Source organism: Micromonospora sp. BL4 (assembly GCF_003667505.1).
Taxonomy (GTDB): Bacteria; Actinomycetota; Actinomycetes; order Mycobacteriales; family Micromonosporaceae; genus Micromonospora.
On the sequence record NZ_RCVJ01000227.1, the window covers coordinates 1 to 9,778 of the forward strand.

Here is a 9,778-nt window from a genome sequence, read left to right on the forward strand (position 1 = left end):
GACCGAGGCCGGCCGCTCGTCCGGCCGGCGGCCCGGCTGCGGCGGCGCCTCGCCCGGCCACGGTCCGTCCACCGGCCGGCGTCCGGCCGCACCGTCCGTGTCGCCACGGCGCGCGGTGGGTGACGCCGGGACGTCGGGCGGCACCGGCGCGCCCCCACGCGGACCGGCGGGCTCCGCCGGGGCGCCGTCGGGGCCCAGCTCGCCGCGCTGCTGCTTGGCCGAGCGCAGATCGTCGATCCAGCCGAACTCCTCGCCGGGTACCGGCGCCTCCGGCTCGGCCTCGGCCCGGCCTCGACCCCAGCGGCGCCCCTTGGCGCGGGAATCGCGCCGCTCGTCCGGGCCCTCGTCCGGGCGGTCCGCACCACGCGACTTCACTGTTGACCCTCTCCTGCGGCGTTCGTGCCGCTGTCCTGCATCGTGCCGGGACCGCCCGTGCCCGTGGTCGGGCGACCGTTCCCGTCGGCAAGCGCCGGCGCGGTCTGCGCCGTTACGGGCGACTCGACCGACGGAGCCTCCGGACGGACGGACGGGGCCGGCAGCCCCCGCACGATCCGGCGCAGCAACGGCAGCCGGGTGGCCACCGACCGCTCCGCCCCGTGCGGACTGGGCCGGTAGTAGTCGGTGCCGACCAGGTCGTCCGGGACGTACTGCTGGGTGACCACGCCGCGCTGGTCGTCGTGCGGATAGCGGTAGCCGGTCCCGTGGCCCAGCCCCCGGGCGCCGGCGTAGTGCGCGTCACGCAGCCCGCGCGGCACCGGGCCGCCCCGGCCGGCCCGCACGTCGGCGATCGCGGCGCCGATGGCGGTGGTCGCCGAGTTCGACTTGGGCGCGGTGGCCAGGTGGATCACCGCCTGGGCGAGGTTGAGCTGCGCTTCCGGGAGCCCGACGTACTCGACCGCGTGCGCGGCGGCGGTGGCCACGCTCAACGCGGCCGGGTCGGCCATGCCCACGTCCTCGCTGGCGAAGATGACCAGCCGGCGGGCGATGAAGCGGGCGTCCTCCCCGGCGACCAGCATCCGGGCCAGCCAGTGCACCGCGGCATCCACGTCCGAGCCGCGCATGCTCTTGATGAACGCGCTGACCACGTCGTAGTGGGCGTCGCCGTCGCGGTCGTAGCGCACCGCCGCCACGTCGACGGCCTGCTCGGCGGTGGCGAGGTCGATCCGCCCGACGCCGAGCGCCGTGGCGGACGCGGCCGCCGCCTCCAGCGCGGTCAGCGCCTTGCGGACGTCACCGGCGGCGAGCCGGACCAGGTGGTCCTCGGCCTCGGTGGCGAGGGTGAGCGCGCCGCCCAGGCCACGCTCGTCGGCGACGGCACGGCGCAGCAGCCCGCGCACCGCGTCGTCGTCCAGCGGTTGCAGGGTGAGCAGCACGCACCGCGACAGCAGCGGGGAGATGACCGAGAAGTACGGGTTCTCGGTGGTCGCGGCCAGCAGCGTGACCGTACGGTCCTCGACGGCGGCGAGCAGCGAATCCTGCTGGGTCTTGCTGAAGCGGTGCACCTCGTCGATGAAGAGCACGGTCTGCGGGCCGCCCGAGCGGCGCTGGCGGCGGGCCGTCTCGATCACCGCCCGGACGTCCTTGACACCGGCGGAGAGCGCCGACATGGCGACGAACCGACGGTCGGTGGCCCCGGCCACCAGGTGCGCGATGGTCGTCTTGCCACTGCCCGGCGGTCCCCAGAGGATCACCGACATCGGGGCGCCACCGGAGACCAGTTGCCGCAGCGGCGCGCCGGGGGCGAGCAGGTGGTCCTGCCCGACCAGCTCGTCGAGGTTCGCCGGGCGCATCCGGACGGGCAGGGGCGAATCGTCCGCCACCGGAGTGAAGCCGTCGACACCGGCGGAACCGGCGGGCGCGCTGCGCGGCCCGGCGGGTGCACCGAGGGAGAAGAGGGCGTCGGACTCCATCACGAAGACAGTACCGGGCCGGGCCCGCGACGCCGGAATCGCGCCGCGAGCCGGGCAGCCGATGATCGGTTCCGGTCAGCCACGACCGGGGCGACGGCCCCGGTACCAGCGGCCGCCGCCACCGCCGCGCGGGCCGCTGCCCACGCCGGCCAGGTAGAGCGAGAGCAGCAACAGACCGATGAGCACGAGGGTGTTCCAGTTGAACAGGTCCGGCGCCCCGAAGTTCGTGTTGAGCAGATCGATCAGCAGGGCGAAGCCAAAGACGATGGCCGCGAGAATGGCGAGCATGTCGGTCCTCCGGTGGGGGTTCCCAGTAGGTCGGCGCCTGATGTACCCAATCGGTCGGATCGCCAATCTCCACCGTGGATCGGAGCACGCCAGCCTGACCCGACGCGGTCACCCGTCCCCCGGCTCCTAGGCTGGAAGCCATGATCATCGACGACCAGGTGCTCCAGGACCGGGACGCCATCCTCGCCGCCGCCGGTCACCACCCGTACGCCCGGCACGCGCTCTGGCGTCAGGCGCCGGCACGCGGCTACCGGCGCGACGGCGCGGTGCTGTGGTTGTTGCCGCCCGGCCAGGGACCCGCCGGCGGCGGGATCGGCCCGGCCGGACCGGCGCTCGAGCTCTGCTCCGCGCTGGCCTCCGCCGGGGCGCTGCGCGCGGAGCAGTGGCTGCACCTGCCCCGGCATGACCCGGCGCTGCTGGCGGGCCGGCTGGCGGTGAGCCGGCACGACGACTGGGACTTCCACTGGACCGACGCGCCGCCGCCGGCCCAGCCCGACGAGCAGCGGGTGGTACGCCTCGCCGAGGCCGACCACCCGGCGCTGGAGGCGCTGATCGATGAGGCGTTCCCGAGCACCACCTCCCGCCCCGGCGACCCGCGGGTGGTGGACTGGTACGGCATCCGGGCCGGCGACCGGCTGGTGGCGGCCGGCGCGGACCGCAGCCGGGGCGACATCGGCTTCCTCGCCGGCCTGACCGTCGCCCCTGACCAGCGGGGTCGAGGGCTGGGCGCGGCGCTGACGGCCGGGATGACGCGGGCGTTGCTGACCCGCTACGACACCGTCGGGCTGGGCGTCTACCCGGACAACGTGGGTGCGGTACGGCTCTACCGCCGGCTCGGCTTCACCAACACCCTCCAGCTCAGCTCGCTACGCCTCGCCTGACGTCCTGGTTGTCGTCGCGGACGAAGGAGAGTTCTCCTCCTAACGCCCGGCGGCGTGGGGCTCCGCGGCCGCGGGGACCGCGGGCGGGTCGGTGGGCTGGTCCACGGGCCGGCGGCCGGCGCGCCAGGCGGGCAGGTAGAGCGGGGCTGCGACGGCCAGCACCACCGCGCCGACCACCATGGCGGTGCTGACGCTGGTGGCGGCCGCGAGCGCGGTCAGCGCCAGCCCGCCGAGCGCGCCGGCCGGCTGCGACATCATCGAGTTCAGCGAGAGCACGCTGGTCCGGTACGGGCCGTCGACCTGCCGGTGCAGCAGCCCGCTGTGCAGCGGGTTGGACGCGCCGTGCACGGCGTAGCAGGCCAGGTAGGCCACGAGCACTCCGACGGGTCCGGCGAACAGGCCCATCCCGACCACCGTGGCGCCCTGCAGAATGCGGAGCAGCGCGGCGCCCGGCGCGGCGCCGGGCCAGCGCAGCAGCAGTGGTGTGAGCGCGGCGCCGGCCGCCGAGGCGAGCCAGGCGGCCGAGTTGGCCGGCCCGAGCAGCGCGGCGGCGCGTTCCGGGTCGCCGATCACCTCGGCGAGCCGGACGGGCAGCAGCGACTCGAAGGTGACCATGCCGAAGCCCCAGAACAGCTCGACGGCGACGAGGGCGAGCAGCACCCGGGAGCGGCGCAGCAGCCCGACCGCCTCGCCGATCATCCGGGGCGCCTGGACCACCGAGGCCCGCAGCGCCGCCGCTCCGGTGGCTGGCCGCTCCTCGACCAGCAGGGCGATCAGCGCGGCCAGAGCCACCGCCTGGGCCACGATGGCGGCCAGCACGGGCACGGTGAGCGCGGTGACCGGACCGATGGGGCCCAGTGCGACCAGGCCGCCGCCGAGCAGCGCGCCGGCGCCGATGGCCAGCCCGGCGACGGTGCCGGCGTGGCCGAGCCCGCGCTCGTACTCCGCCTCGGGGTCGGCGGCCATGGTGGCGTCGACGTACCAGGACTCCAGTGGGCCGCTGTCCAGCGCCCGGTAGATCCCCTGCAACGCCCAGACCGCGAAGAACAGCACGACCGAGTTGGCCACCGCGAACAGGGACAGCGAGATGAGGTTGAGCGCGCCGGCGGCGAGCAGCACCGGTCGGCGGCCGAGGGCGTCGGCGAGCCCACCGGTCGGCAGCTCCAGCGCCAGCACCAGCAGCCCCTGGGCGGTGAAGACCAGACCGATCTGCGGCAGTGACAGGCCGCGCTCCTGCATCAGCAGGATCATCACCGGGATCATCAGACCGGTGGGCAGCCAGCGCAGGCCGTACAGCGTGAGGTAACGACGCCGAACCTGGCGTACGGTCAGCGCGCTCACCGGAGGCCCTCGCGCAACGGGTAGGCGGCCAGGAACACCTGCACCGGGCGGGCCTGCGGGTCGGCGGCGTCGACCTCGCGGTGGTACCGCTCCAGCACCTGCCACACCTCCGCCTGGAGCTCCTTGAGCCGATCCGGCGGGATGGTCATGAAGATGTCGCCCATGCCGATGGCGTCCCGCCAGGCGACGGACCACTCGTGCTGGGTGGTGAACCAACGTTCGGCGGTCTCGGCGAGGAGGCGCACCTGGTCGCCCTGGATCCACTCGATCGCGGCCCGGGCATCGGGGTCGTCGTCGAAGTCGGTCGGCTCCCAGTTCGTGACGTCATGCGCCGCCTGCCACCAGCGCTGCCGTCCGCTGCCCCGGTCGGGATCCTCGGTGACCAGACCGACCTCGGCGAGCTGGCGCAGGTGGTAGCTGGTCGCGCCGGTGTTGGTGTCGAGCAGTTCCGCCAAGGTGGTGGCGGTGGCGGGCCCGTTCACCCGCAAGGCCCCGAGGAGCCGCATCCGCAGCGGGTGCGCCAGCACCCGGACCTGCCGTTTGTCGATCCGTACCTCGCGTGGCACCGGCCGGGGCGCTTCTTCGTCATCCGCCATGACTGCACACTATCTCTGCACACTTCCTCTGCACAAGAGTTGTGCACAGGAAGTGTGCACTCGTGGGGCGGCGGCTCAGCGGGCCAGGAACTCGCGCACCCCGCGCAGCCGGGTACCCAGCAGGCCGGCCGCGCGGGTGGAGTCCAGGCGAACGTCGCCGGGACCGGGCACGCCGGCGGCGGCGCTGGTGGTGGTCTTCAGACCGGCCGCGTCCAGGTCGAACCGCTCGGCGACCAGCAGACCCAGCTCGGCCCGGCTGACCGCGTCCGCGCCGGCCACGTTGAGCAGCCCGGCGTACGTGCTGTCGGCCAGCTCCAGCACGGCGTCGGCCAGGTCGGTCACGTCGACCGGGCAGCGGATCATGTCGGTGAACAGGGCGCCCCGCCCGGCGAGCGCCTCGCGGCAGAGCTGGATCTGCTTGCTGCCCTCCCCCAGGATCAGCGAGGTACGCACCAGCGCCGCACCGGGGTCGACCACCCGCACGGCCGTCTCCGCCGCGGCCTTCGCCGCCCCGTACGCGTTCACCGGGCTGGGTGGCTCGTCGTCGGCGTAGGGCGACGGGCGGCCACCGTGCAGCGCGTCGCTGGACACGTGCACCAGCCGGGCGCCCACCTTTGCGGCGGCGACCGCCACGTGCGCGGCCCCGTCGGCGGTGACCGTCCAGTCGTCGTACCGGTAGGGGGTGGAGACCACCGCGTCCGGGCGCACGTCCGCGACCAGCGCGCGCACGGCGGCGCGGTCGGTCACGTCCAGCCGGCGGGCCTCGACACCGGGCGCGGTGATGTCGCCGGAGTGGCACGTGCCGACCACCGACCACCCGGCGTCCGACGCTCGCCGGCACACCTCGCCGCCCAGAAACCCACTGGCCCCCACCACGAGCACCCGCATGCCACCACTCCCCTGTCGACGATCAAGAGGTTTGCGTCATCTTGACCGAGCGATGATGACGCAAACCTCTTGATCGACCAAGCAGGTGCGGGGTGGGTCGGTCAGACCGGGTCGGCGACCGGGGCGGCCGGGCCGGCGGTGCCTGTGTGCGCGGTGGCCGGGGGCTTCGGCTTGGCGTCGATGCCGGCCTCGGTGCGCTGCTGACCGGTGATCGGCGTCGGCGCGCCGGTCAGCGGGTCGAAGCCGCCACGGGTCTTCGGGAACGCGATCACCTCGCGGATCGAGTCCGCGCCGGCGAGCAGCATGCAGACCCGGTCCCAGCCGAATGCGATGCCGCCGTGCGGCGGGGCGCCGTACTTGAACGCCTCCAGCAGGAAGCCGAACTTGTCCTGCGCCTCCTCCGGAGTGATGCCGAGCAGGTCGAAGACCCGCTTCTGCACATCGCCCCGGTGGATACGGATCGACCCACCGCCGATCTCGTTGCCGTTGCAGACGATGTCGTACGCGTACGCCAGCGCCCGGTCCGGGGCCTCCTCGAACCGGTCCACCCACTCGGCGTTGGGCGAGGTGAACGGGTGGTGCACCGCCGTCCAGCCGCCCTCGTCCGTACGCTCGAACATCGGCGCGTCGACGACCCAGCAGAACGCCCAGGCGCTCTCGTCGATCAGACCGGCCCGCTTGGCGATCTCGACGCGGGCGGCGCCGAGCAGCTCCTGCGCCTCCCGCGTGGTGGCGCTGGCGGCGAAGAAGACCGCGTCGCCCGGCTTGGCGCCGACCGCGTCGGCGAGCCCGCCCAGGTGCTCGGCGGAGAGGTTCTTGGCCACCGGACCGCGTGCCTCGCCGGTCTCGGCGTCCAGCACCACGTACGCCAGGCCACGCGCGCCACGCGCCTTGGCCCAGTCCTGCCAGCCGTCCAGCTCCTTGCGGCTCTGCGCGGCGCCGCCCGGCATCACCACCGCGCCGACGTAGCCGCCCGCGTCGATCGCCCCGGCGAACACCCGGAACTCGGTGCCGCGCAGGTAGTCGGTCAGCTCGGTCAGCTCGACGCCGTAGCGCAGGTCCGGCTTGTCGGAGCCGTAGCGGGCCATCGCGTCGTGCCAGGTGATCCGCGGGATCGGCCGGGTGATCTCGTGCCCCGCCAGGTCCTTCCACAGCGTCGAGACGATCGCCTCGCCGAGGTCGATCACGTCGTCCTCGGTGACGAAGGACATCTCGATGTCGAGCTGGGTGAACTCCGGCTGCCGGTCGGCGCGGAAGTCCTCGTCCCGGTAGCAGCGGGCGATCTGGTAGTACCGCTCCATGCCGCCGACCATCAGCAACTGCTTGAACAGCTGCGGCGACTGGGGCAGCGCGTACCAGCTGCCGGGCTGGAGCCGGACCGGGACCAGGAAGTCGCGGGCGCCCTCGGGCGTCGACCGGGTCAGCGTCGGCGTCTCGATCTCCAGGAAGTCCCGCTCGTGCAGCACGCCCCGGGCGAGCTGACTGGCGCGCGAGCGCAGTCGCAGCGCGTTCGCCGGGCCGCTGCGGCGCAGGTCCAGGTAGCGGTACTTGAGCCGGATGTCGTCACCGGCCTCGATCTGGTCGTCCACCGGCAGCGGCAGCGGCGCCGCCTCGGAGAGCACCTCCAGCTCGACGGCGGTCACCTCGACCTCGCCGGTGGGCAGCTCCGGGTTCTCGTTGCCGGCCGGCCGGCGGGTCACCTCGCCGGTGACCTTCACGCAGAACTCGTTGCGCAGCGCGTGCGCGTCCTCCTCGCGGAACACCACCTGGACCACGCCGGAGCCGTCGCGCAGGTCGACGAAGATGACGCCGCCGTGGTCACGCCGGCGGGCCACCCACCCGGCGAGCGTCACCGTCGAGCCGGCGTCCGCGGCGCGCAGGCTTCCGGCATTGTGGGTACGGATCACGGCTGGCAACTCCTCATCGTGGAACAGTTCCTCACCGGCATTCTGTCAGGGGCGGCAGTCGCTGTTCCGGGGCACCCGGCAGGCCGGGACGATCGGTCGGTGGGCAGCGCGGCGAACCCCGGTTCGCGGGCCGCCGCGACGGTTAACGTGGCGAAATGCGCGCCGTACCGAACTGGGCCGTCGCCACGGCGGCCGCCGCACCCGTGCTGCTGGTGGGCGGTTGGACGGTTGCGCAGGCGCGGCAGCCAGCCGGGTACGACCCCGTCCGGGACACCATCAGCGAGCTGGCGGGGCAGGACGCCACCGACGCCTGGATCATGGTCGGGGCCCTGGTGCTGCTCGGCTGCTGCTATCTGGCGGTCGCCGCCGTGTTGCACGCGGCCGGGTTGCCCAGCCGGTTCCTGCTCGCCATCGGTGGGGTGGCCACCGTCGCGCTGGTGGCCTTTCCCCGGCCACCGGTGGGCGGTTCGCTCAGCCACGGCATCGCGGCGACGGTGGCCGTCCTCGCGCTCGCCCTCTGGCCGGCCGGCTCGGCGTTGCGGCTGCCCCGCGGTCGGGACGCCGCGCATCCGGCCGCGCCGGAGCCGCCCTGGGCCTTCCGCCGGGCGGTGGCGCTGAGCGCCACGGTCGTGCTCCTCGCCCTGTTCGGCTGGTGCGCGTTCGAGGTGACCAGCGGGTCACGGACGGGGTTGGCCGAGCGGGTGACGGCGGTGGCCGTGTCGCTCTGGCCGCTGCTGGCGGTGCTGTCCGCCCGGCGGGCGCACCTGGCGTGGGCCACCGGCGCCACCTCCGTCGGTCCGGCGGTGCCGGGTGTCGTACCCCCGGATCCTCTGCGACCAGCGGACGGGCCCGATGCGCTGGCGTGACGCGGGCCTTGCGACCAGCGGACGGGCCCGACGCGCTCGCGTGAGGCGGGCCGCACACGCGACGCGGGCCACCGGAGCAATCCGGCGGCCCGCGGGCGGTCGATCGATCAGAAGACGCTGACGCCGTAGCGGCTCAGGGCCTCGGTGACCGGCTGGAAGTAGGTCGTGCCACCGGTGCGGCAGTTGCCGCTACCGCCGGAGGTCAGACCCAGGGCGGTGCCGCCGCTGAACAGCGAGCCGCCGCTGTCGCCCGGCTCGGCGCAGACGTTGGTGCGGATGAGGCCGGAGACCGAGCCCTCGGCGTAGTTCACCGTGGCGTTGGTCGCGTTCACCGAGCCGGAGCGCAGGCCGGTGGTGCTGCCGGAGCGCTGCACCGACTGGCCGACGGAGGCGTTGCCGGAGCCGGTGATGTCCCGGTAGCTGCCGTTGTAGAGGTAGACGTTGCCGGCGGCGTTGGCGGAGTTGCTGTGCCGCACGATGCCATAGTCGTTGCCCGGGAAGCTGGTGCCGGTACGGGTACCGATCAGCGAGGTCTGCCCGGAGTTCGAGTACCAGCTCGACGAGATATTGGTGCAGTGCCCGGCGGTCAGGAAGTAGTAGGTGCTGCCGCTGCGCACGTTGAAGCCGAGCGAGCAGCGCCCGCCACCGCCAGCGTAGATGGCCTGGCCGCCGGAGATGCGGGTGCTCAGCACGCCGGCCTCGGCCTCGATCCGGACCGCGCCGTTGGCCCGCGCGGCGGCGGCCTTGACCCGCTCCAGCTTGGCCCCGGTGACGGTGCTGTCCACGGAGACGACGACCTGGTTGGTGACCGGGTCGCTCCACCACGCGGTGCCCGGGATCTTGGCGGAACGCTCCAGGTCGGCGGTGGCCCGGTTGAGCACGGCGGCGCCACGGGTGACGTACCGGACTGCGGCGCCGGCGTTGCTCGCCTTGCGGGCGGCGGCCGCGTCGGTCACGGTGACGACGGACTTGCCGCTGGCGTCGATGTACGAGCCGGCGGAGCGGTCGCCGAGCTCAGCGGAGAGGGCGGCGGCGGCATCGGGCGAGGCGGCGGGGGCGGCCTGGGCGGGCGCGCCGATGAGCGAGCCGACCACCCGGGTT

The 9,778-nt window shown here is 74.1% G+C and carries 9 protein-coding genes and 1 pseudogene; 2 read left to right on the forward strand and 8 right to left on the reverse strand.

Annotated elements, in window-relative coordinates; genetic code table 11:
• The 3 genes and pseudogenes from EAD89_RS28365 to EAD89_RS28375 all read right to left on the reverse strand — a co-directional run.
• Positions 1–375: pseudogene (locus tag EAD89_RS28365) on the reverse strand (hypothetical protein); the annotation flags it as partial.
• The gene (locus tag EAD89_RS28370; protein ID WP_121677844.1) at positions 372–1,910 is read right to left on the reverse strand and encodes a replication-associated recombination protein A; all 1,539 of its coding nucleotides are present in this window, start codon (positions 1,908–1,910) and stop codon (positions 372–374) included. The gene EAD89_RS28370 and the pseudogene EAD89_RS28365, both read right to left, overlap by 4 nt.
• Before the next feature lie 75 nt (positions 1,911–1,985).
• Positions 1,986–2,198, reverse strand: a complete 213-nt coding sequence (locus EAD89_RS28375) for a hypothetical protein (RefSeq protein ID WP_074318554.1) — start codon at positions 2,196–2,198, stop codon at positions 1,986–1,988.
• 140 nt (positions 2,199–2,338) lie between these two features.
• Here EAD89_RS28375 and EAD89_RS28380 point away from each other — a divergent pair, with 140 nt between their 5' ends.
• The gene (locus tag EAD89_RS28380) at positions 2,339–3,079 is read left to right on the forward strand and encodes a GNAT family N-acetyltransferase (RefSeq protein WP_121677845.1); all 741 of its coding nucleotides are present in this window, start codon (positions 2,339–2,341) and stop codon (positions 3,077–3,079) included.
• A gap of 39 nt (positions 3,080–3,118) precedes the next feature.
• On the opposite strand, the gene EAD89_RS28385 is transcribed toward EAD89_RS28380, so the two are convergent.
• From EAD89_RS28385 to aspS, 4 genes are all read right to left on the reverse strand, one after another.
• On the reverse strand, positions 3,119–4,420 hold the full coding sequence (locus EAD89_RS28385; RefSeq protein WP_121654844.1) for an MFS transporter: 1,302 nt from the start codon (positions 4,418–4,420) through the stop codon (positions 3,119–3,121).
• Positions 4,417–5,016: a transcriptional regulator gene (locus tag EAD89_RS28390; RefSeq protein ID WP_121654843.1), complete on the reverse strand. Its 600-nt coding sequence runs from the start codon at positions 5,014–5,016 to the stop codon at positions 4,417–4,419. The genes EAD89_RS28385 and EAD89_RS28390 overlap by 4 nt, the downstream gene beginning before the upstream one ends.
• Before the next feature lie 75 nt (positions 5,017–5,091).
• Complete coding sequence (locus EAD89_RS28395; protein ID WP_121677846.1) at positions 5,092–5,904, reverse strand: sugar nucleotide-binding protein; 813 nt, start codon at positions 5,902–5,904, stop codon at positions 5,092–5,094.
• Between the two features lie 101 nt (positions 5,905–6,005).
• Complete coding sequence (gene aspS, locus EAD89_RS28400) at positions 6,006–7,811, reverse strand: aspartate--tRNA ligase (RefSeq protein ID WP_121677847.1); 1,806 nt, start codon at positions 7,809–7,811, stop codon at positions 6,006–6,008.
• Between the two features lie 155 nt (positions 7,812–7,966).
• Here aspS and EAD89_RS28405 point away from each other — a divergent pair, with 155 nt between their 5' ends.
• Positions 7,967–8,677 carry a DUF998 domain-containing protein gene (locus EAD89_RS28405; RefSeq protein WP_121654840.1) on the forward strand — a complete coding sequence of 237 codons (711 nt, stop codon included), beginning with the start codon at positions 7,967–7,969 and terminating at the stop codon, positions 8,675–8,677.
• Between the two features lie 107 nt (positions 8,678–8,784).
• On the opposite strand, the gene EAD89_RS28410 is transcribed toward EAD89_RS28405, so the two are convergent.
• Positions 8,785–9,778: S1 family peptidase (locus tag EAD89_RS28410; RefSeq protein ID WP_233579222.1), on the reverse strand; the 994-nt coding region annotated here is incomplete at its 5' end.